Origin of the sequence: Pseudomonas brenneri (assembly GCF_007858285.1) — a bacterium.
Classification (GTDB): domain Bacteria; phylum Pseudomonadota; class Gammaproteobacteria; order Pseudomonadales; family Pseudomonadaceae; genus Aquipseudomonas; species Aquipseudomonas brenneri.
On the sequence record NZ_VFIL01000010.1, the window covers coordinates 24,077 to 45,244 of the forward strand.

At 58.5% G+C, this 21,168-nt stretch carries 16 protein-coding genes and 4 tRNA genes; 5 read left to right on the top strand and 15 right to left on the bottom strand.

Features of this window, described 5'->3' with window-relative positions:
* Positions 1-26 precede the first annotated feature (26 nt).
* Positions 27-3,320: an EAL domain-containing protein gene (locus FJD34_RS20955; protein WP_090290751.1), complete on the top strand. Its 3,294-nt coding sequence runs from the start codon at positions 27-29 to the stop codon at positions 3,318-3,320.
* A gap of 36 nt (positions 3,321-3,356) precedes the next feature.
* Here FJD34_RS20955 and FJD34_RS20960 read toward each other — a convergent pair whose 3' ends face one another.
* The 13 genes from FJD34_RS20960 to gltX all read right to left on the bottom strand — a co-directional run bounded on the left by FJD34_RS20960 (position 3,357) and on the right by gltX (position 13,365).
* Positions 3,357-4,676, bottom strand: a complete 1,320-nt coding sequence (locus FJD34_RS20960) for a hypothetical protein (RefSeq protein WP_032859454.1) — start codon at positions 4,674-4,676, stop codon at positions 3,357-3,359.
* 189 nt (positions 4,677-4,865) lie between these two features.
* Entirely contained in the window at positions 4,866-5,825 is a 960-nt protein-coding gene (locus FJD34_RS20965; RefSeq protein WP_223232737.1) for a hypothetical protein, read from the bottom strand.
* A gap of 103 nt (positions 5,826-5,928) precedes the next feature.
* Positions 5,929-6,879, bottom strand: coding sequence for an MPN domain-containing protein (locus tag FJD34_RS20970; protein WP_146552269.1), 951 nt, complete (start codon positions 6,877-6,879; stop codon positions 5,929-5,931).
* 571 nt (positions 6,880-7,450) lie between these two features.
* The gene (locus tag FJD34_RS20975; protein ID WP_032859450.1) at positions 7,451-7,900 is read right to left on the bottom strand and encodes an Hsp20 family protein; all 450 of its coding nucleotides are present in this window, start codon (positions 7,898-7,900) and stop codon (positions 7,451-7,453) included.
* Between the two features lie 117 nt (positions 7,901-8,017).
* Positions 8,018-8,977, bottom strand: coding sequence for a tRNA dihydrouridine synthase (locus FJD34_RS20980; protein ID WP_032859448.1), 960 nt, complete (start codon positions 8,975-8,977; stop codon positions 8,018-8,020).
* Between the two features lie 166 nt (positions 8,978-9,143).
* Positions 9,144-9,584 carry an acyl-CoA thioesterase gene (locus FJD34_RS20985; RefSeq protein WP_032859447.1) on the bottom strand — a complete coding sequence of 147 codons (441 nt, stop codon included), beginning with the start codon at positions 9,582-9,584 and terminating at the stop codon, positions 9,144-9,146.
* Positions 9,585-9,639: 55 nt separating this feature from the next.
* Positions 9,640-10,473 (bottom strand): alpha/beta hydrolase, encoded by an 834-nt coding sequence (locus tag FJD34_RS20990; RefSeq protein ID WP_032859445.1) that lies wholly within the window; start codon positions 10,471-10,473, stop codon positions 9,640-9,642.
* A gap of 30 nt (positions 10,474-10,503) precedes the next feature.
* Entirely contained in the window at positions 10,504-11,043 is a 540-nt protein-coding gene (locus FJD34_RS20995) for a TetR/AcrR family transcriptional regulator (protein WP_032859442.1), read from the bottom strand.
* A gap of 182 nt (positions 11,044-11,225) precedes the next feature.
* Positions 11,226-11,301, bottom strand: a tRNA-Glu gene (locus tag FJD34_RS21000).
* Positions 11,302-11,380: 79 nt separating this feature from the next.
* Positions 11,381-11,456: transfer RNA gene (locus FJD34_RS21005), tRNA-Ala, on the bottom strand.
* 50 nt (positions 11,457-11,506) lie between these two features.
* A tRNA-Glu gene (locus FJD34_RS21010) sits at positions 11,507-11,582 on the bottom strand.
* Positions 11,583-11,660: 78 nt separating this feature from the next.
* Positions 11,661-11,736: transfer RNA gene (locus FJD34_RS21015), tRNA-Ala, on the bottom strand.
* 147 nt (positions 11,737-11,883) lie between these two features.
* Complete coding sequence (gene gltX / locus FJD34_RS21020) at positions 11,884-13,365, bottom strand: glutamate--tRNA ligase (RefSeq protein WP_032859440.1); 1,482 nt, start codon at positions 13,363-13,365, stop codon at positions 11,884-11,886.
* Positions 13,366-13,563: 198 nt separating this feature from the next.
* Between gltX and FJD34_RS21025 the strand changes: the two genes are divergently transcribed.
* Both FJD34_RS21025 and FJD34_RS21030 read left to right on the top strand, forming a co-directional pair.
* Positions 13,564-14,610 carry an HlyD family secretion protein gene (locus tag FJD34_RS21025; RefSeq protein WP_032859438.1) on the top strand — a complete coding sequence of 349 codons (1,047 nt, stop codon included), beginning with the start codon at positions 13,564-13,566 and terminating at the stop codon, positions 14,608-14,610.
* Positions 14,600-16,150, top strand: coding sequence for an MDR family MFS transporter (locus FJD34_RS21030; RefSeq protein ID WP_029294103.1), 1,551 nt, complete (start codon positions 14,600-14,602; stop codon positions 16,148-16,150). The genes FJD34_RS21025 and FJD34_RS21030 overlap by 11 nt, the downstream gene beginning before the upstream one ends.
* A 109-nt stretch (positions 16,151-16,259) precedes the next feature.
* Here the strand turns inward: FJD34_RS21030 and uvrB are convergent, their stop codons facing one another.
* Positions 16,260-18,275, bottom strand: a complete 2,016-nt coding sequence (gene uvrB / locus FJD34_RS21035; RefSeq protein ID WP_032859436.1) for an excinuclease ABC subunit UvrB — start codon at positions 18,273-18,275, stop codon at positions 16,260-16,262.
* Between the two features lie 343 nt (positions 18,276-18,618).
* Between uvrB and FJD34_RS21040 the strand changes: the two genes are divergently transcribed.
* Together FJD34_RS21040 and FJD34_RS21045 are read left to right on the top strand one after the other, a co-directional pair.
* Positions 18,619-19,815 carry an amino acid aminotransferase gene (locus tag FJD34_RS21040; RefSeq protein ID WP_032859434.1) on the top strand — a complete coding sequence of 399 codons (1,197 nt, stop codon included), beginning with the start codon at positions 18,619-18,621 and terminating at the stop codon, positions 19,813-19,815.
* A 243-nt stretch (positions 19,816-20,058) separates the two neighbouring features.
* Positions 20,059-20,268, top strand: a complete 210-nt coding sequence (locus tag FJD34_RS21045; protein WP_029294097.1) for a hypothetical protein — start codon at positions 20,059-20,061, stop codon at positions 20,266-20,268.
* Between the two features lie 28 nt (positions 20,269-20,296).
* Here the strand turns inward: FJD34_RS21045 and ptrR are convergent, their stop codons facing one another.
* Positions 20,297-21,163 (bottom strand): putrescine utilization regulator PtrR, encoded by an 867-nt coding sequence (gene ptrR, locus FJD34_RS21050; protein WP_065942640.1) that lies wholly within the window; start codon positions 21,161-21,163, stop codon positions 20,297-20,299.
* Between the last annotated feature and the right edge of the window lie 5 nt (positions 21,164-21,168).

A 21,168-nucleotide genomic window follows, 5' to 3' on the forward strand; every position in this document is an offset into this window, starting at 1 on the left:
GCCCATCGAGCCAAGGCCCCTTGATAATGCCCAACCCCGTCGATCCCTTTCCGCCGCTGCCACGCATCCACGCCCTGGATCCCCAGCAGGCGGAGCAAAACTGGGAAAATGCCCCGCAACTGTTGGCGGCGCTCAATGCCGCACGGCTGGGCGCCTGGAGCTGGGACATCGACAGTGGGCGGATCAGTTGGTCGCGGGGCACCCAGGCGCTGTTCGGTTTCGATCCACGCCAGCCGCTGCCCAAGGACCTGGACTACCTTGAGCTGTTGGCCGCCGAGGACCGTGGCCGTGTGATACGGGCATTTCACGCCGTCCTGGCGGGAGCCCCCTTCGAGCAAGCCATGCATCACCGCATCCAGTGGCCGGATGGCAGCCTGCACTGGCTGGAAATCAACGGCAGCCTGTTGCCGGACGCATCCGGGCGCCGCCGCATGATCGGGGTGATTCGCGAAACCACCCAGCAGCGCGAGCGCGAACATGCCCTCGGCCACTCGGAAAAACGCTTCGCCACACTGTTTCACCTGTGCCCGAACATGGTCCTGCTGACTCGCCAGGAGGACGGCCTGATCAGTGAGGCCAACGAGTATTTTGAAAGCCTGTTCGGCTGGCCGGTGGCCGATGCCATTGGTCGCACCACCCTGGACCTGGGGCTGTGGGTGCATCCGGAGCAACGGGCCTTGCTGGTCAAGGCGACCCAGCGCAAGGGCGAACCCATCACCATGGAAGTGCAGTTTCGCGCCAGCAACGGGCAAATCCATGACGGTACCCTGAGCGCGCAAAAAGTCGAACTCGACGGCCAGGCCTACCTGATCAGTACCTTCCTCGACACCACTGAGCGCAAGAATGCCGAGCAGGCCCTCAAGGACAGCCAGGAACGCCTGGACCTGGCCCTGGACTCGGCCCAGTTGGGCACCTGGGACTGGCATATCCCCAGCGGCATGCTCTATGGCTCAGCCCGGGCGGCGCAGTTGCATGGCCTGGAACCGCATCCGTTCCATGAGTCCTTCGACGCTTTTTTTGAAGGTATGCCCGATGAAGAGCGCGCCAGCATGCGCGACGCCTATCGCACCCTGCGTGAAGGCCCGGCCGGCAATTACCAACTGACGTACCGCGTGCAACTGGAAGATGGCAGCTCGCGCTACCTGGAAAGCCGCGCCCGCCTCTACCGTGACGAGCAGGGCGCACCGGTGCGCATGGCGGGCACCTTGCTCGACATCACCGACCAGGTGGAACGCGAACAGCGCCTGAGCGCCTCTGAAGAGAAGTTCGCCAGTCTGTTCCTCGCCAGCCCCGACCCGATCTGCGTCACGAGCCTTTCCAGCGGCGAATTCATTGAAATCAACCCCAGTTTTACCCAGACCTTTGGCTGGACCGCCGCCGAAGCCATCAACCACACCGCCGAGCAAATCGACCTGTGGGATGAACCCACCCAGCGCCTGCAACGCATCGAGCAGGTGATCCGCGAACAAGCACTGAACAATGTGGCGATCATCGTCCACCACAAAAATGGCCAGCGCCTGACCTGCATGATTTCCAGCCGGCTGATCAAGGTCGACAACCAGCCCTGTGTGGTCACCACCCTGCGCGATATTACCCAGCAACAGCGTTCCGAGGCAGCGCTCAAGGCCAGCGAGGAGAAATTCGCCAAGGCCTTCCACTCAAGCCCCGACGCGGTGTCCATTACCGAGCGCGATACCGGGCGCTACGTGGAGGTCAATGACGGTTTTTGTCGCTTGACCGGCTACCGCGCCGAAGAGGCCATTGGCCTGACGCTGTACCAGATCGGCATCTGGGCCGATGAAAACCAGCGTGCCGCGCTGCTGGCCGAATTGCAGATCAAGGGCCGCATCCATCACCTGGACATGCTCTGGCACAACAAGCGCGGCGAGTTGCTGGCAGTGGAAGTGTCGGTGGAACCCATTACCCTCAATGAAATGCCGTGCCTGCTGCTGACCGCGCGGGATGTCAGCCTGCTGAAAAGTGCCCAGGCGCAGATCCGTCACCTGGCGTATCACGATCCACTGACCAACCTGCCCAACCGCGCATTGCTGATGGACCGCCTGAGCCAGCAGATCGCCCTGCTCAAACGCCACAGCCTGCGCGGTGCCCTGTTGTTCCTCGACCTGGACCACTTCAAGCACATCAACGATTCCCTCGGGCACCCGGTGGGCGATACCGTGCTGAAAATCGTCACCGCACGCCTGGAGGCCAGCGTGCGTATGGAGGACACCGTCGCACGCCTGGGCGGCGATGAGTTCGTGGTGCTGCTCAGCGGCCTGGAAGGTTCGCGGGTGGAGGTCAGCAAACAGGTGCAACTGCTGTCCGATACCCTGCGCGAATTGCTGTCCGAACCGATGTTTCTCGATGGCCATCGCTTGCAGGTCACTCCGAGCATCGGCGTGGCGTTGATTCCCGATCATGGCTCGACGCCGGCGGACTTGCTCAAGCGCGCGGATATAGCCCTGTATCGGGCCAAGGATTCGGGGCGCAACACCACGCAGATGTTTCATAACAGCATGCAACGCACGGCCAGCGAACGCTTGCGCATGGAGACGGACCTGCGCCTGGCGTTGTCGCGCGGCGAGTTCAGCGTGCATTACCAGCCCCAGGTCGATGCCCGGGGCAATCGCATTGTCGGCGCCGAGGCACTGGTGCGCTGGCAGCACCCACAACTGGGCGCCCAATCACCGGCAGAGTTCATCAAGGTCCTGGAAGACAGTGGGTTGATTCTCGAAGTCGGTACCTGGATCCTCGACGAAGCCTGCGGCGCGTTTGCCCGGCTGATCGCCGAAAGCCTGGTGCCGCCGCAGGGCTTTAGCCTATGCGTCAATATCAGCCCCCGGCAGTTTCGCCAGAACGACTTTGTCGAACGGGTGGAGCGCAGCCTGAAGCAGCACCAGTTGCCGTTCACCCTGCTGAAACTGGAAATCACCGAAGGCATCGTGATCCAGAACCTGGAAGACACGATCAGCAAAATGCGCCGCCTGAAAAAACTCGGGGTCAGCTTTGCCATGGACGATTTCGGCACCGGTTACTCGTCATTGACCTACCTCAAGCGCCTGCCGGTAGATGCCTTGAAGATCGATCAGTCATTTGTGCGGGACGCCACCCACGACCCGAACGACGCGGAGATCATCCGCGCTATCGTGGCCATGGCGCGCAGCCTCAACCTTGAGGTGATTGCCGAAGGCGTGGAAACATCCGAGCAATTGGCGTTCCTGCAAGGGTTGGGTTGCCATCTGTATCAAGGTTACTTTCACAGCCGACCATTGCCCCTGGAGGCGTTTATGCAGCTATTGAGATCAAGGACGCAAACGTGAAGATCGCCGGATAATCCTCGGCCCTGGCACCCAGCATCACACCAATTTCAACGCTCGCTGGAAGTAACCCTGCCAGTCCAGCGGGGCCAGGCTGCACTTTTGCCCATACACGTCCAACATCCCGTCAATGACCACCACTGAGTGCCGGGAGTTGGCCAGAGTACCAATGGCTCCCCCTAGCAACTCCTTAATCGTACTTTCGCGGACATAGGCAGACAGTCCAAGTCTGCGCAGCGCCGACCCCGGATATTCACCGTCGTTCAGCGTTTCCATGGCGACCTCATAACTCTGGTTCCCACGTCCATCGTTGTTCTCTAGCTGTGCCCGCTTGGCACTCACGGCGTACAAGAAGTTGGCATCCTCCAGCAGCGCCTGATCAGAGCCCTTGAAGTTGGAAGCCAGCCGGGCTTTTTTCAACTCGTCGTGAGTCACATTCAATTTGAAAGAATCTCTCATAACGACTTCATAACCGTCAGCGGTGGCGGAAATTTTCTTATAGATACTTTCCGGACTTTGCCCAAATCTCACCATCGCCGCCTTGATCGCCGATACGGTGACACAGTTGCCTTCTACGCCCTGGTAAAAGCCGCCCCATATATCCGCAGGCCTGACACCCAGCGGCACACTTGATAAATGCAGAATATTTTTATCGAGCGCCCCAGGCACTGCATCAGATATTTTCTTATCATTGAACAACATATAACCGTAACGTTTATCAACGCTCTTTTTTTCACCATAACTGTGCTGGGCATTATCCATAACAAAAGCCGAGCCAAAATTATGCGTCTCCACGACCCCCAGCGCACCACTAGCGGCCATATCAGTTGCAGGCACAAATTGGGCAAGGCCCATCACCCCCATGCCCCGCAGGCAATTTTGCGTCGTCTCACCTTCAAGCGTCTTCAACAAGACTTTTTCGAAACTGCCCTGTTCCCCTAAAATTTGTTTGCGCTTGGTAAAAACTGCGAGCACAAAGTTGGCATCCATTATGGCCGAACTGTCATTACCGGAAAATCGCGAAGCCTTTGCAACCTGCTTTAACTCCTCATGAGACACATGAACCTTGAATTCATCCTTCATCGTAATGTCATACCCATCCCCCGATGCTTTGACCTCATCGAACATACCGTGTGGACTTTGACCAAATGTCATCATCATCAACTTGATAACCGCGGCATGCGTACTATTGTCAAAACACTCACCAAATCCACGCCTGGTCGCTGTAAATGCATTCAGGATATCCGTGGGTTTCTCGCCACGTGTCGTTACGAGGGCGTCTGGAGAAAAACTATTGGTTGGTTCATGACTCGACCTGTAACCTTCAAAAAGTGACCGATAACGCATATCCACATTCATGACAACACCTCGACTATTAAAATATTAAAAAACACGCCAACAAAGGCATCATTTAAAAAATGACGACCCACCGACATTAAAAACCGACAAACACAGCGAGCAAAAAACCTGCGCAGGATAACAACACACACTTTTATAGTTATACCTTACAAACTTATAGCAACCATCAAAGATACAAATAAACCTCAATCAACCAATCAACGCCACTGCATCCCCATACCTTGGCGCTTTTCCTTTACTCCCCCACAACTCCTCTTTCCCATCAATTATCGCAACGGAATGACGAGCCCGATTAACCATACCTACTTGCCCATTTGCCAACGTACTGACAGGGACCTTTTTCATGTGCTTTTTCAACCCCAGACGTAGAAATCCCTCTCCGCCCCCCCACTCATCCTCACCATTATTGAGAGTCTGTATTGCCGCACTAAAACTTCTAGCCGCCTTGCCATCGTTATTTTCAATCTGTGCGCGTTTGCAACTGACGGCAAATAGGAATTGAGCATCCTTGAGCATCCCTCTATCTCTTCCAACAAACCGCGCGCCTGCTGACGCCTGCGCCAACTCCGGCTTGGTCAACGTCAAGTTAAAGCCATCTCGCATCGTGACGTCATACCCGCGCGCAGTCTCACTGACACTTTTATAAATATCGGTAGGGCTTTGCCCAAATTTATGCATTGCGGCCTTGATCGCCGAGACGGTCACACAATTCCCATCAGGCCCCTGTCGAAAGCCACCCCAGATATCGTCAGCCTTTGCACCATTGCGCTTGTTCGACAACTCAGAAATATGCGCTGGACTCGTCTCTGGCTTGGGTACCACCGGCGTAGGATTGACCTTAGGACTAACAGAATCAGGTACAACATCCACAGTGACTGGCTTGTTCTCTTTCCACCCAGCTAATAGGGTCGAAATCTGACTTAAAAAAGATTTGAGCATTGCAACAATGTTATTAACATCCGCATCCTGATTCTTTATCGAGTTATTCACCTCAGCCAAGTTATTATTTACAGAGGGATTACAGGGCAATCCATTTACACCTGCCGCGCGTATCAAGGGGAGCTCAGCTATTTGGCCAAAAACCATCCCATACCCTGCTGAACAATCACACATGACGTTAGAAGCTCTATTAACGCTTAAAACAGACATAATTTTCTCCCACACAAATGGCCTCTCCGACCGGCAACTGGCCGGAGAAGCAAATGATTGAATTTAATCTCTTAAGTTGACGTTTACGAAATCGAGAGAAGGACTATCGACGGCGATAAAAATTCCGAGTCCAACTCATCTCACCAGGACCACACTCAGGACCGGGAGAAGTCAAATCGGTATCCGGCACGGGCTTATCGGGTACCACACCCGGGACAAGCGGAGGAACTACATCAGGCTTAACTTGAGCGTCGGTACCAGGTACCACCGCAGGCTTGGACTCCAAACTCGGCCTCACTCGTCCTTCTGTCCCAGGTACCACCGCAGGCTTGGGCTGCGTATCAGACATCACACTTACATCACCCCCTGGAACCGCTGGCCGAAGGGGTGCAGGACAGTGGCAATTGTTCACATGGACATCAACATTCACCCGAACAGCAGTGTCAGACAACACGTTCAAATCCTTGCCCGGAACCCTTGGCAGAATCCTGATCTCCGGTATCACCACCGGTTGCTTGCCAGGCTCAATCTGCACCTTGGCGTCTTGGCCCGGGACCACAGGTTTGCCTTCGGCGTCCGGTTTCTTCTCGGGTTGCTTGTCTGCCTCAACCTGCACCTTGGCGTCCTTGCCCGGGATCGCTGGCTTGCCTTCGGCGTCCGGTTTCTTCTCGGGTTGCTTGTCTGCCTCAAGCTGCACCTTGGCGTCCTTGCCCCCAATCACCGGGTTGCTCCCTGGTAGCGGCCTGGTCTCAGAAGGCTTATCAGCAGCGGGCTGGGCGTCAGGCGATTTTGTTTTGCCAGACAAAACATCTCGCATGGCCTTGAATAGAAGCTCAAACATATCAAGCAGTTTTGAAAGAGCATCCGTACCAACGGTTGCGCTGTCCCGCCCGACCTCAACATTCCGGATTTGCTCGGGAAAAACTTTCGGGTTATGGCCAAGTAACTTACTCGCATCACTACCACCAAGTGGAGTAGGTATCGGTGCAGGCAGATCAACTTGACGATTACCGAGATTAACGCTCGGAGGATTATTAACAGATAGATAAGACATTAGTCATTCCTCTTCTCAGAACAGCACCAGGGTATTCAAATACCCAGAACGAACACTATTTACTTACGACCTGAAGCGGCAGCAACCGAATCAAAGTCACTGGTTTCGTGGGGCAAAAATCGTTCGAGTTCCAGAAATCGTCAAAAACATAAGGACACCAATAGAAAACTTCGGATTTTTACCTATGGACTTCTACAGAACACCGGTTCTCCAGGCCTTTCCTTGAAAGAAATAACGTCACACCCATTAATAAACTGCCTTAATGAAAAAAAACGTCATCATTGCTTGCCCCCTTGCGACACGCCTCATGATATCTCCCGCGCAAACAATACAGTTGTTACTCCCGGAAAAACCTAAAAACAAAACCTCCTCTACAACATCCAATTCTGCATAAAAACAAAAACAAGTTACACATACCTGCTAGTACAAAAAAATAAAACACCATGCCTCAACTAGTCATAACTATCACTGCCACCCGTTAAACCACCTACGTTTCCCTCAGTGCCTTAAACAAAAAAAGGGCGCCAGAGGCGCCCTTTTTCAAAGTGATGACAATTTTAAAAACATGCACTCAGTGTTGCAGAGCCGGCTTCTGCACCCCATTGATCGGGATGCGTTTGGCTTTCGCTTCTTCCGGCACAACTCGCAATAGATCGACACTCAGTAACCCGTTATTCAGGTCAGCGGCCTTGATCTCAATATGGTCCGCCAGGCGGAACGACAATTTGAAAGCCCGCTGGGCAATGCCTTGATGCAGATAGGTGACGCTCTCGGTCTTGGTGTCGCGCTTGCCGCCACTGACGGTCAAGACGCCTTTCTCCACCTGCAATTCCAGATCGTCTTCCTGGAAACCAGCGGCCGCAATGACAATGCGATAGTGGTCTTCGCCGTGCTTCTCGACGTTATAGGGAGGGTAACTGCTGCCAGGCTCATTGCGCAGTGCGGTCTCGAACAGGTCGTTGAAACGATCGAAACCCACGGAAGAGCGGAACAGCGGCGCCAGGGAAAATGCGGTACTCATGGTCAAATCTCCTGAAATATCAGCAAGGTTTTTTATCTCCACGACCCGAATTCGGCATCGTGTAATCCCTAGATAAGGCCCGCTGATTGCATTTCAAGAGACATTTTCAAGAAACTTTCAGACCGCTTGCGGATGGGGCATCCCCAGCAAGCGGCTGACTTGCTCCAGATCGGTTTCACGCCGCAAGGCTGTGAACAGCTCAACGGCTTGCGGGTAATTACGCGTCAACATGGCCAGCCATTGCTTCAGTCGGCCAGGCGCCTGGCGCTCAGTCAACTGCGCCACCGATTGCGTCCAGAACTCCTGGAGCATGGGCTGCATCTGCTCCCAAGTCATCTCGACCACTTCTTCGCCAGCCCGCGCGGCCGCGATTTGCCGGGCCAGGTCGGGCCGTGCAACCAGGCCGCGACCGAGCATGATGTCTTCGACACCGCTGATTTCCCGGCAGCGCCGCCAGTCATCAACACTCCAGATATCGCCGTTGGCGAACACCGGCACCTTGACCACGTCCTGCACACGCGGGATCCACTCCCAATGGGCTGGCGGCTTGTAGCCATCAGCCTTGGTCCGTGCATGCACCACAATGTGCGCTGCACCGCCTTCGGCCAGGGCCGTGGCGCACACCAGCGCGCCGTCCGGGCTGTCGAAGCCCAGGCGCATCTTGGCGGTCACCGGGATATGCGCTGGCACAGCGCGGCGCACGTGTTCGACGATCTGGTTGAGCAGTTCCGGCTCTTTGAGCAGCACCGCGCCACCGCGGGACTTGTTGACGGTCTTGGCCGGGCAGCCGAAGTTCAGGTCAATCACTTCAGAACCCAGCTCACAGGCCAGCGCGGCGTTTTCCGCCAGGCACACGGGGTCGGAGCCCAGCAACTGCACGCGCAACGGCACGCCCGCAGCGGTCTTGGCACCGTGCAACAGTTCAGGAGCAAGCTTGTGGAAATAGGCAGGGGTCAGCAGGCGGTCGTTGACCCGGATAAATTCGGTCACACACCAATCGATACCGCCCACCTGGGTCAGCACGTCCCGCAGGATGTTGTCGACCAACCCCTCCATGGGCGCCAAAGCAATTTGCATGGAAAACACTCAACGAAAAACGTGGCGCAGTTTACTGGGTTTCCCACAGCAACCGTTAACCCTACCGTCCCCTGTAGGAGCGAGCTTGCTCGCGATGAACGCCAACGATAACGCGGGGAACCTGATACCCGTGGCGTACTCACGCTCTTCGCGAGCAAGCTCGCTCCTACATGGACAATGCCGTAAGCGCCACGCCATAGCCCTCGATAAACTCCGCCGGCATGCGCTTGGGCTTACCGCTGGAGAGTTCGATACAGACAAAGGTGGTTTGCGCACGCAACAAGGTGGTGCCATCGCTGGGGCGCATCAGTTGGAAGTGCCGGGTCATTTTCAGGCGCTGGTCCCAATCGACGATCCAGGTTGCCAGTTGCAGCTCATCGCCTTCGTAGCCGGCCGCCAGGTAATCGATTTCGTGGCGCACCACTGCCATGGCCCGGTCCAGGCGCCGGTACTCGGTGAGGTCCAGGCCCAGGCGCTGGGAATGGCGCCAGGCGCAACGCTCCAGCCACGACACATAGACAGCATTGTTGGCATGCCCCAGGCCATCGATGTCCTCAGGGGCCACCTGCAGATCAATGATAAACGGCTTTGCCAAGTCCCAGCCCATGCCCTGCTCCCGGTCGATTAGTGTCGGCGGGGAGCAGTGTAACCCATCGTTGCACTCAAGCGGTTTGCCGCGCCGGCTCACGACAGCCAGCCAGCAGCGCCAGCACGCCTTCGACCACTCGCGGGTCGGCCAGGACCTTCTGGTGCCCACCCTGCTCCAGGCGCAACAGGCGGCTGTCGAACCAGGCCTCGTGAATCATCTGCGAAGCTTTGACCGGGACGAAGGTATCGTCTTCGGCATGCACGATCAGCCCGGGGATATTCATTTGATAATGAGCCACATCCAGGTGCTTGAGCGGAATGCCCAGGGAATACTCGACCTCCTGGATAAACGCCGCACGCGCCCGCTCCGGCATGCCGACTACGCCAGCAAAGCCGCGCAATACATCCAGCAAGCGTGAAGGGGCAGCAATGCTCACCAGCGCATTGGTGCGCAGGCCCAGCTGGATGGCCAGCATCGCACTGGCGCCACCCATGGAGTGGCCAACCACCGCGTGCAAGGGTGGCAACTCAGCGGCAGCTTCCAGCATCGCCCGGGCAAACAGCACCACATGGGCTTCGCGGCCCGGCGAACGACCATGGGCCGGACCGTCGAGGGCTATCACCGAGTAACCCGCGCCCACCAGTGCATCGATCAGGCTGGCGAACTGGGTCGGACGCCCTTCCCAGCCATGCATCATCAGCACCGTCGGGCCCTGGCCCCAGCGCAGGGCCGACAGGCCAAAGCGCAAGGTAATGCGCTCGGCCTGCGCCAGCAGCGGCAACTCCCAATCCCTCGGCGGCAAGTCCCGCGGCGTCATGAAGGCGCGACGCATCTGATTGGCAATGGTCTGCGGCGCCAACCTGCCCAAGGTGCCATTGACGCGACGAATCCAGCTCAAGGTGCTCATCCATTCACTCCCCAGGCTCATGAGCCTTGTTCAGCGCACTGCCGACTTGGAGGCGCGCAATACACGATCCGACAATTCGCCAGGCCCCAAGGCCCGAGCCAAGGCCAGGCCACCAATCATCAAGGCCATGTCGGCCAGGGCCTTGTCGGTGTCTTCCGGGCTGGCGGCCAGTTGCGCAGCCATCAGTTCGACGTGCTGGTTGAGCACCTCGCGAAACTCATCCGGCAAGCGGCTCATCTCGCCGACCGTGGCCGGGATCGGGCAGGCCTGGGCGGTAGAATCACGGTGCTTGCGCGACAAGTAGAACGCCGCCACCAGGGCGCGCCGCTCTTCGCCTGTCAGGCTGGGATCCATGTCGTCGATAGACGCCCGACGCCGCGCCAATAGCTGCTCGAACGCCTCCAGCATCAAGGCGTCCTTGCTTTCAAAGTGGGCGTAGAAGCCACCCACGGTCAGCCCCGCGGCCCCCATGACTTCACCCACACTCGGTTCGGCCGGGCCACGCTGGATCAGCGCGGAACTGGCGGCCTGCAGAATACGTTCACGGGTTTGCGCTTTTTTATCGCTCATGACGGCCTCCGAATATTACGGTTAAAATATTATCTTCATAATACTTTTTAGCAAGCGGTGAATTCGACCGTTGGTCAGAAGAAGTTTTTTGAAGAGGGAGGGAGAAAACCCAAACGCCAGACAAACAAAAGGGCCATTCAATAATTGAATGACCCTTAAAAATCCCGCAGAGCGGGTAATCGTGGCGTCCCCTAGGGGACTCGAACCCCTGTTACCGCCGTGAAAGGGCGGTGTCCTAGGCCACTAGACGAAGGGGACACAAACCTTCTATACAACTGATCAGTGCTGAGAACTGATCGATTCAAGGACGGTGTGGCCAGACCTTGAACCTGTAAATTGGTGGAGCTAAACGGGATCGAACCGTTGACCTCTTGCATGCCATGCAAGCGCTCTCCCAGCTGAGCTATAGCCCCGGATTTTTCGCCTCGCGGCGCAGCAGACCTTTCGAGCTGCTTGTTGAAACTGGCGTCCCCTAGGGGACTCGAACCCCTGTTACCGCCGTGAAAGGGCGGTGTCCTAGGCCACTAGACGAAGGGGACAAAACCTTCTGTACAACTGATCAGCGCTGAGAACTGATCGATTCAAGGACGGTGTGGCCAGACCTTGAACCTGTAAATTGGTGGAGCTAAACGGGATCGAACCGTTGACCTCTTGCATGCCATGCAAGCGCTCTCCCAGCTGAGCTATAGCCCCTCATCGGTGAGGACGGGGCAAATCTTAATGGCGGTTTGGAAACGTGTCAAATTTATTTTCAACAATTTCCAAAGTTTTTTGCCGGGATAACAATCACTTACCGACGAAACCCCAGAAAACCGGGGTTTCGTCGCTGCAACAGGCTGTTTAAGCGATCGCGCCCAGCAGCTTTTCCCATTCCTTGTTTTCTTTCTTCGACACACCACCAAGCAAATCAAGGGCTTGGCGCAGACGGAAACGGGTCAGGTCAGGGCCAAGGATTTCCATCGCATCCAGTACCGACACTGAACTGGCTTGCCCGGTAATGGCGGCAAACATCAGCGGCATGGCATCGCGCAGCTTCAATTCCAGGGATTCGACCACGGCCTGGATGGTCGCGGTGATTGCATCCTTCTCCCACTGGCGCAGGCTTTCGAGCTTCCACAGGATCAACTGCATCAACTGGCGAACCTGGTCACCCGAGAGTTTCTTGGACTCGAACAGCTTGGCATCCGGGCTCACGCCACCGGCAAAGAAGAAGCTGGCCAGCGGGGCGACCTGGCTGAACGTCTCCACCCTGCCCTGCACCAGCGGCGCGATCTTCATCATGTACTCGGGGTTCAACGCCCACTGCTGCACACGGCTGGCAAACTCTTGCACCGGCAGGTCACGCAGCCATTGGCCGTTGAGCCACGACAGCTTCTCGATATCGAAGATCGGCCCGCCCAGCGACACGCGCGAGAGGTCGAAGTTATCGACCATTTCCTGCAACGAGAACTTCTCGCGCTCGTCCGGCATCGACCAGCCCATGCGGCCCAGGTAGTTGAGCATCGCTTCAGGCATAAAGCCCATGCGCTCGTAGAACGTCACCGAAGTCGGGTTCTTGCGCTTGGACAGCTTGCTCTTGTCCGGGTTACGCAGCAGCGGCATGTAGCACAGCTGCGGCTGTTCCCAGCCGAAGTACTCGTAGAGCAGGATCAGTTTCGGTGCCGACGGCAGCCATTCTTCGCCGCGCAGCACGTGGGTGATGCCCATCAGGTGATCATCGACCACGTTGGCCAGGAAGTACGTCGGCAGGCCATCGGTCTTCATCAGCACTTGCATGTCCATGCGATCCCACGGGATCTCCACGTCGCCACGCAGCATGTCCGGCACCACGCACACGCCTTCGCTCGGCACTTTCATACGGATGACGTGAGGCTCGCCGGCAGCCAGGCGCTGGGCCACTTCTTCTTTGGACAGCAGCAGCGCGCGGCCGTCGTAGCGTGGGGTTTCGCCACGGGCCTGTTGCTCGGCGCGCATCTGGTCCAGTTCTTCGGCAGTGCAGAAGCACGGGAAGGCATGACCCATGTCGACCAGTTGCTGGGTGTACTTCTTGTAGATGTCGCTGCGCTCGCTCTGGCGATAGGGGCCGTGCGGGCCGCCCACATCCGGGCCTTCAGCCCAGGTAATGCCCAACCAGCGCAGGGCATCGAAAATCTGCTGTTCCGACTCACGGGTCGAACGTACCTGGTCCGTGTCTTCGATCCGCAGGATGAATTCGCCGCCATGCTGCTTGGCAAAGCAGTAGTTGAACAAGGCGATGTAGGCAGTACCGACGTGGGGATCCCCAGTAGGCGATGGCGCGATGCGCGTGCGGACGGTGGTCATGGCGGGTCTCGAATGGGCAATAAAGCTGAAAATAAAACAAGGGGCGAATGGTAACAGCCCCAAGCCCCCCGGCTCCAGCGTGGGCCGATCAACAAAGGGCATATAAGCCAAGGTTGGGGCTGCAACCACGACATAGCTATTTGCCAGATCGTTAGCTGGCTATATTCCATTACCTTTTGTAACTGACACTGCGCCGCCATGCCTGCCCAACTCAAACGCCGCCTGTTTATCTTCCTGTTTATCGTCGCCCTGATCGCCGCGGGTTTCTTTGCCCACTGGTTCTTCAAGGGGCGCTTCTATGAAAGCACCGACAACGCCTACGTGCAGGGCGAGATAACGCGGATCTCCAGCCAGCTCGGCGCACGTATCGCCGAGGTCAAGGTGGGCGACAACGAGCATGTGGAAAAGGGCCAGTTGCTGGTCATCCTGGAACAGGACGACTTCTTGCTGGCCATCGACCGCGCCAACGCGACCCTTGCCACCCGTGAGGCCGAACGTTTGCAGGCCACGAGCAAGCTGACCCAGCAGGCCAGCCTGATCGCCGCCGCCGATGCCCAGGTGTCGTCCAGCCAGGCGACCCTGGGCCGCGCGCAGATCGACTTGTCCCGCGCGCAAACCCTGCGCAAACCCGGCTACGTCTCGGAAGAACGCGTCACCACCCTGTCCGCCGACAGCCATATCGCCCGCTCCCAAGTGGCCAAGGCCCAGGCCGACCTGCAAGGCCAGCGCCAGCAGGTCAGCGCCCTGAACGCCGAGATCAAGCGTCTCGACGCGCAGATCGCCAATGCCCGCGCTGACCTGGCCCAAGCCGAGTTGAACCTGACCCGCAGCGAAATCCACGCACCCATCAGCGGCCTGATCGGCCAGCGCGCCGCGCGCAATGGCCAATATGTGCAGGCCGGCGCCTACCTGCTGTCCATCGTTCCCGACCAGGACATCTGGATCCAGGCCAACTTCAAGGAAACCCAGATCGGCCATATGGCCCCCGGGCAGTCGGCCGAACTGACCTTCGACGCCTACGGCGACACGCCCATCGAGGCCCGGGTCGACAGCCTGTTCGCGGCCTCCGGCGCGCAGTTCAGCCTGTTACCGCCAGACAATGCCACCGGCAACTTCACCAAAGTCGTACAACGGATCCCGGTAAAACTCACGTTTGCCGCCGACAACCCGCTGCAGGGCAAAATCCGCCCCGGCATGTCGGTCACCGTCAAAGTAAAGATCCAAGACCCTGACCATGGCCGGTGATCAACTGCTGCGCCCCGTCGGCGAACCGACCCGGCGCGACTGGATCGCGGTGATGAGCGTGATGCTCGGCGCCTTTATGGCGGTGCTCGACATCCAGATCACCAACTCCTCGCTCAAAGATATCCAGGGCGCACTGTCGGCCACCCTGGAAGAAGGCTCATGGATTTCCACCTCCTACCTTGTCGCCGAAATCATCATGATCCCCCTCACCGCCTGGCTGGTGCAGTTGCTATCGGCACGGCGCCTGGCGGTGTGGGTCTCGGTGGGTTTCCTGATCGCCTCGCTGATGTGCTCCATGGCCTGGAGCCTGGAAAGCATGATTGTGTTCCGCGCCCTGCAAGGCTTCACCGGCGGCGCCCTGATCCCTCTGGCCTTTACCCTGACCCTGATCAAACTCCCCGAACACCACCGCGCCAAGGGCATGGCAATGTTCGCCATGACGGCCACCTTCGCCCCCTCCATTGGCCCGACCATTGGCGGCTGGCTCACGGAGAACTGGGGCTGGGAATACATCTTCTATATCAACGTACCGCCAGGCCTGTTGATGATCGCCGGCCTGCTCTACGGCCTGGAGAAAAAGGCCGCGCACTGGGAGCTACTCAAAAGCACCGACTACATGGGCATCCTGACCCTGGCCGTGGGCCTCGGTTGTCTGCAGGTGTTTCTTGAAGAAGGGCATCGCAAGGACTGGCTGGAGTCGAGCCTGATTGTCAGCCTGGGCAGCATCGCGCTGTTGAGCCTGATTACCTTTGTCATCGTGCAGTTGTCCAAGCCCAACCCGCTGATCAACCTCGGGATCCTGGCCAACCGCAACTTCGGCCTGTCGAGTATTTCCAGCCTGGGCATGGGCGTGGGGCTGTATGGCTCGATCTACCTGCTGCCGCTGTACCTGGCGCAGATCCAGAACTACAACGCCCTGCAAATCGGCGAAGTGATCATGTGGATGGGCGTGCCGCAGCTGTTCCTGATCCCACTGGTGCCGAAATTGATGAAGTACGTGTCACCGAAATGGCTTTGCGCGGTGGGATTTGGCCTGTTTGGCTTTGCGAGTTTTTCCTCGGGCGTACTCAATCCGGACTTTGCCGGCAGCCAGTTCAACCAGATCCAGATCATCCGAGCCCTTGGCCAGCCGCTGATCATGGTCACCATTTCGTTGATCGCCACGGCGTACATCCTGCCCCAGGACGCGGGCTCGGCGTCGAGCCTGTTCAACATCTTGCGCAACCTGGGCGGTGCCATCGGCATTGCGCTGCTGGCAACCCTGCTGGATGCGCGGACCAAGACCTACTTTGATTACTTGCGCGAGGCGATTGTGCCGACCAACCCGCAAGTAGCCGAGCGCATGGCAACGCTGACGCAGACATTTGGCAATGAAACGGCGGCACTGGCCAAGCTCAGCGAGATTGCGCATCAGCAGGCGCAGATCATGGCCTATAACGATGCGTTTCACTTTGTCGGGTTGGCGTTGGCGGTGAGTATGCTGGCGATCTTTTTGACCAAGGCGTTGCCGGCGGGGCTCAAGGCTGGGGAAGCCCATTAGACCGAGGCGCCGCCATCGCAGGCAAGCCCGCTCCCATATTCGGATGTGTGAATACATTCAAATGTGGGAGCGGGCTTGCCTGCGATGAGGCCCCAACAGTCAGCACACATCAGACAGTCAGCAACCGCGCGCGCAACTTGCCAATCTCATCACGCATCTGCGCCGCCGCTTCAAACTCAAGATCGCGCGCCAACTGGTACATCTTCTCTTCCAACTGGCGAATGCGCTTGGTGATTTCGCTCGGTGAGCGCAATTCGTTTTCGTACTTGGCGCTTTCTTCGGCCGCCTTGGCCATGCCTTTGCGCTTCTTGCTGCGCGAGCCGGGCACGGTGGCGCCTTCCATGATGTCGGCCACGTCCTTGAACACACCTTTAGGGGTGATGCCATTGGCCAGGTTGAACGCAATCTGCTTGTCGCGGCGACGCTCGGTCTCACCGATGGCCCGCTCCATGGAGCCGGTGATGCGGTCGGCGTACAGAATCGCGCGGCCATTGAGGTTACGCGCGGCACGGCCGATGGTCTGGATCAGCGAGCGCTCGGAGCGTAGGAAACCTTCCTTGTCGGCATCGAGAATCGCCACCAGCGACACCTCGGGCATGTCCAGGCCTTCACGCAGCAGGTTGATCCCCACCAGCACATCAAAGGTACCCAGGCGCAGGTCACGGATGATTTCCACACGCTCCACCGTGTCAATGTCCGAGTGTAGGTAACGCACCCGCACGCCGTGGTCGGCCAGGTAATCGGTCAGGTCTTCGGACATGCGCTTGGTCAGCGTGGTGACCAGCACCCGCTCTTCGAGCGCCACGCGTTTGGTGATTTCCGACAGCAGGTCGTCGACCTGGGTCAGCGCCGGGCGGATTTCGATCTGCGGGTCAACCAGGCCGGTGGGGCGCACCAGTTGCTCGATCACCCGCCCAGCATGCTCGGCCTCGTAGTTGCCCGGCGTGGCGGATACAAAGATGGTCTGCGGGCTGATGCTTTCCCACTCGTCAAAGCGCATCGGCCGGTTATCCAGCGCCGAAGGCAGGCGGAAGCCGTATTCCACCAGGGTTTCCTTGCGCGAGCGGTCGCCTTTATACATGGCGCCGACTTGCGGCACGCTGACGTGGGATTCGTCGATCACCAACAAGGCGTCTGCCGGCAGGTAGTCGTAGAGCGTCGGCGGCGGTGCGCCGGACTCACGGCCCGACAGGTAGCGCGAATAGTTTTCGATGCCGTTGCAGTAACCCAGCTCCAGGATCATCTCCAGGTCAAAGCGCGTGCGCTGCTCCAGGCGCTGGGCTTCCACCAGCTTGTTATTGGAACGCAGGTATTCGAGGCGCTCGGCCAGCTCGACCTTGATCCCTTCCATGGCATCCAAAAGGGTCTCGCGCGGCGTCACATAGTGACTTTTTGGATAGAAGGTGAAACGCGGCAGCTTGCGGATCACTTCGCCGGTCAACGGATCGAAGGCCGACAGGCTCTCCACCTCATCATCGAACAGCTCGATACGAATCGCTTCCAGGTCCGATTCCGCCGGATAAATATCGATCACATCGCCACGCACCCGGAAGGTCGCGCGGGCAAAGTCCATGTCGTTGCGGGTGTATTGCAAATCCGCCAGGCGGCGCAGCAAGGCGCGCTGGTCGAGTTTGTCGCCGCGATCGACGTGCAGCACCATCTTCAAATAGGTTTCCGGGCTGCCCAGGCCGTAGATGCACGAGACCGTGGTGACGATGATCGCGTCCTTGCGCTCCAGCAACGCCTTGGTCGCCGAGAGACGCATCTGCTCGATATGGTCGTTGATCGACGCATCCTTCTCGATAAACGTATCGGAGGACGGCACATAGGCTTCGGGCTGGTAGTAGTCGTAGTAGGAAACGAAGTACTCCACCGCATTGTTCGGGAAGAACGCCTTGAACTCACCGTACAACTGCGCGGCCAGGGTCTTGTTCGGTGCCAGCACCAGGGTCGGGCGATTGATCTGTGCGATCACATTGGCAATGCTGAAGGTCTTGCCTGAACCGGTCACCCCGAGCAGCGTCTGGTGCGCCAGGCCGGCCTCGATGCCTTCGACCATCAGGCGGATGGCCTCGGGCTGGTCGCCAGCAGGTTCAAAGCGGGTGACTAGTTGGAAATCCGACATAACGTACCTCTTGAAGTCACCCCGGACTGTAAACCCGTCGGGAACGAAAAAGACCACCGCCCGCAAAATTCCAGAGCGAGCCGTAGGAAGAAACCATGATAACTGTAGAAGTGGAGGTGAATGTGATGGGTTTCAAGGCAATCGTCCTACATGCCTGTGACCATCAATGTTGCAATAAGACTAACGGTCGATAAATAAACCGAAAAACTTGGCCGAAAAGCCGTTTCGGCTGTCGCCGCGAGCGGTGTTGGCCTCTATACTAGCTCCCCGTTTGTGCACCGCTCTAGTGCATTCGGCTGGAGCGCGACACGTCCCTCCATTCCCCCATAGAGCTGCCGCAAAAATGAGCCTGTTCTCCGCTGTCGAAATGGCACCACGCGATCCTATCCTGGGCCTCAACGAAGCATTCAACGCCGATACCCGAACTACCAAGGTCAACCTTGGCGTGGGCGTTTACTGCAACGAGGAGGGGAAAATTCCGCTCCTGCGTGCCGTTGCCGAAGCGGAAGCCATTCGTGTGGCGCAACACGCCGCCCGTGGCTACTTGCCGATTGATGGCATCGCCGCCTACGACCAGGCCGTGCAAAAGCTGCTGTTCGGCACCGACTCGCCGCTGCTCAGCGCTGGCCGCGTGATCACCGCCCAAGCGGTCGGCGGCACCGGCGCTTTGAAAATCGGCGCCGACTTCCTCAAGCAACTGCTGCCCAACGCCGTCGTCGCCATCAGCGACCCAAGCTGGGAAAACCACCGTGCCCTGTTTGAAAGTGCCGGTTTCCCGGTGCAGACCTACCGCTATTACGACGCCGCCACCCACGACGTGAACCGTGCCGGCCTGCTGGAAGACCTCAACGCCCTGCCCGCCCAGTCCATCGTCGTGCTGCACGCCTGCTGCCACAACCCGACTGGCGTCGACCTGAGCCCAGCCGACTGGAAAGACGTGCTGGAAGTGGTCAAGGCCAAGAACCTGGTGCCGTTCCTCGACATGGCCTACCAGGGCTTTGGCGACGGTATCGACGAAGACGCCGCTGCGGTGCGCCTGTTCGCCGAATCGGGCCTGACCTTCTTTGTGTCCAGCTCGTTCTCCAAATCGTTCTCGCTGTACGGCGAACGCGTCGGCGCGTTGTCCATCGTCAGCGAATCGAAAGAAGAAAGCGCGCGCATCCTGTCCCAGGTCAAGCGCGTGATCCGCACCAACTACTCCAACCCGCCGACCCACGGCGCAGCGATTGTAGCGGCGGTGCTCAACAGCCCGGAACTGCGCGCCCAGTGGGAAGCCGAACTGGCACAAATGCGCCTGCGCATCCGTGGCATGCGCGAGCAGATGGTCAACGAACTGGCCAAGGCTGCCCCAGGCCACGACTTCAGCTTCGTCGGTCGCCAGCGTGGGATGTTCTCCTACTCCGGCCTGACCGTAGAACAAGTCACCCGCCTGCGCAGCGAGTTCGGCATCTACGCCCTGGACACCGGCCGCATCTGCGTGGCGGCGTTGAACCAGGCGAACATCGGTGCAGTGACCAAGGCGATTGTGCAGGTGCTGTAAGCCTGATCGCGTAGTACGAAGGGGGAAGCCAATGGCTTCCCCTTTTTTGTGCCTTGCCCCTGTAGGAGCGAGCTTGTCTCCGGGCGGCGTTCCGACGAAAAACCTCAACAATAACGCGAGCCCCCTGAAGGAGCGCGGCGCCCTCACGCTCTTCGCGAGCAAGCTCGCTCCTACAAAAAGCTCAGCGCTGGCAAGGCAAGCCCCCTAGACTGAAGCACGACTGCCCTTTGCGATGAGACTTTTATGAGAAACGACGACCTGGACCTGCGTGCCGACCGCGACGAACTGGACCACTTCACCCCGCGCACGCCTCAAGCCAAGCGGCAAAAAAGCCTGGTCCTGCAAGTGGCCCTGGGCGTGTTCCTCGGCGGCCTGGCCTTGTGGCTGGTGCAACTGGGCGCCACGGCGCTGATGGCCAAACTGGCGATGGGCACCCTGCAATTTGGCGGCTGACACAGAACAAAGGTGGGCGGGATCACTCCTACAGTGTCCCCCGCTCTTCGAGCAACCGCACAAAACTGTCCAGGCTCTGCGACACCGTCCCTCGCCGCCAGATCAGCCAGGTGTCGAGCAGGCGGAACTCATCCGCCAGTGGCCACACGCTCACCGTGGTAAACCCCGGCATGCTCTCCAGCATGCTGCGTGGCATCAACGCCAACCCCGCGCCGGCACTGACGCAGGCGAGCATGCCGTGGTACGACTCCATCTCGAAAATCTTGCCGGGCACCGATGCATCCTGGGAAAACCAGCGCTCAAAGTGGTGCCGATATGAGCAGTTGGAGCGAAAGGTATAGATGCTCTCCCCGTTCACATCCTGGCCACGGGTGATCGGCGCGTGGTGCAGCGGCGCGATCACCACCATTTCTTCCTCAAACACCGCGACCCCTTCCAGGGTCGGGTGCAGCACCGGGCCATCGACAAACGCCGCCGCTAGGCGTCCCGACAGCACACCTTCGATCATCGTCCCCGATGGCCCGGTGGTCAGGTCCAGCTCCACCTTGGCGTGTTTCTGGTTATACGCCGCAAGCAACGCCGGGATACGCACAGCCGCGGTGCTTTCCAGCGAGCCCAGGGCAAACGGCCCCTGGGGCTCCTCCCCCGCCACGGTGGCGCGGGCCTCTTGCACCAGGTCGAGAATACGCCGCGCATAGCCGAGGAAATTCCAGCCGGCAGGCGACAGGCGCAGTCGACTTTTCTCACGGATAAACAGCTCGACGCCCAGGTCCTGCTCCAGTTGCTTGATGCGCGTGGTCAGGTTCGACGGCACTCGATGAATCAACTGCGCGGCCGCACTGATGCTGCCTTGCTCGGCCACAGCCTTGAAAATCTCCAACTGCACCAGGTCCAAATCAT

What these genes read in the sequence shown, in the direction of transcription:
- FJD34_RS20955 (WP_090290751.1), top strand. Translation starts at nt 27, where the DNA reads ATGCCCAACCCCGTCGATCCCTTTCCGCCGCTGCCACGCATCCACGCC.
- FJD34_RS20960 (WP_032859454.1), bottom strand. Translation starts at nt 4,676, where the DNA reads ATGAATGTGGATATGCGTTATCGGTCACTTTTTGAAGGTTACAGGTCG.
- FJD34_RS20965 (WP_223232737.1), bottom strand. Translation starts at nt 5,825, where the DNA reads ATGTCTGTTTTAAGCGTTAATAGAGCTTCTAACGTCATGTGTGATTGT.
- FJD34_RS20970 (WP_146552269.1), bottom strand. Translation starts at nt 6,879, where the DNA reads ATGTCTTATCTATCTGTTAATAATCCTCCGAGCGTTAATCTCGGTAAT.
- FJD34_RS20975 (WP_032859450.1), bottom strand. Translation starts at nt 7,900, where the DNA reads ATGAGTACCGCATTTTCCCTGGCGCCGCTGTTCCGCTCTTCCGTGGGT.
- FJD34_RS20980 (WP_032859448.1), bottom strand. Translation starts at nt 8,977, where the DNA reads ATGCAAATTGCTTTGGCGCCCATGGAGGGGTTGGTCGACAACATCCTG.
- FJD34_RS20985 (WP_032859447.1), bottom strand. Translation starts at nt 9,584, where the DNA reads ATGGGCTGGGACTTGGCAAAGCCGTTTATCATTGATCTGCAGGTGGCC.
- FJD34_RS20990 (WP_032859445.1), bottom strand. Translation starts at nt 10,473, where the DNA reads ATGAGCACCTTGAGCTGGATTCGTCGCGTCAATGGCACCTTGGGCAGG.
- FJD34_RS20995 (WP_032859442.1), bottom strand. Translation starts at nt 11,043, where the DNA reads ATGAGCGATAAAAAAGCGCAAACCCGTGAACGTATTCTGCAGGCCGCC.
- gltX (WP_032859440.1), bottom strand. Translation starts at nt 13,365, where the DNA reads ATGACCACCGTCCGCACGCGCATCGCGCCATCGCCTACTGGGGATCCC.
- FJD34_RS21025 (WP_032859438.1), top strand. Translation starts at nt 13,564, where the DNA reads ATGCCTGCCCAACTCAAACGCCGCCTGTTTATCTTCCTGTTTATCGTC.
- FJD34_RS21030 (WP_029294103.1), top strand. Translation starts at nt 14,600, where the DNA reads ATGGCCGGTGATCAACTGCTGCGCCCCGTCGGCGAACCGACCCGGCGC.
- uvrB (WP_032859436.1), bottom strand. Translation starts at nt 18,275, where the DNA reads ATGTCGGATTTCCAACTAGTCACCCGCTTTGAACCTGCTGGCGACCAG.
- FJD34_RS21040 (WP_032859434.1), top strand. Translation starts at nt 18,619, where the DNA reads ATGAGCCTGTTCTCCGCTGTCGAAATGGCACCACGCGATCCTATCCTG.
- FJD34_RS21045 (WP_029294097.1), top strand. Translation starts at nt 20,059, where the DNA reads ATGAGAAACGACGACCTGGACCTGCGTGCCGACCGCGACGAACTGGAC.